The sequence below is a fragment of the Streptomyces sp. NPDC059853 genome, from assembly GCF_042731495.1.
Taxonomy (GTDB): domain Bacteria; phylum Actinomycetota; class Actinomycetes; order Streptomycetales; family Streptomycetaceae; genus Streptomyces.
Map to the genome: position 1 here is coordinate 1 of NZ_JBHWJL010000379.1, position 303 is coordinate 303.

Consider the following 303-nt stretch of genomic DNA (forward strand, 5'->3'; position numbering starts at 1 on the left):
GTGCTGGTCGGTCCAGAAGGACGGGACGGGCCGGTACGGCCGGTCGGCGCCGAGGATGTTGCCGGCGACGGCCAGGCCGCTCTCGGTGGCGTGCGAGCGGTTCTCCAGGCGCAGCGCGCGGCCCTCGGCCTCGTGCCACCAGCGCGCGACGTCCCCGGCCGCCCAGACGTGCGCGGCGGCACGGCAGCGGGCGTCGCACAGCACGCCGTCGTCCAGGGTCAGGCCGCTGCCGTGCAGCCAGCCGGTGGCGGGGACCGAGCCCACGGCGATCACCAGGGTGTCGGCGGCGACGGGGCCCTGTGA

At 77.6% G+C, this 303-nt stretch carries 1 protein-coding gene; it reads right to left on the reverse strand.

Annotation, left to right across the window (positions count from 1 at the left end; translation table 11 throughout):
- On the reverse strand, positions 1-303 hold a 303-nt coding region (locus ACFV5N_RS25260; RefSeq protein WP_385604093.1), incomplete at both ends, for an FAD-dependent oxidoreductase.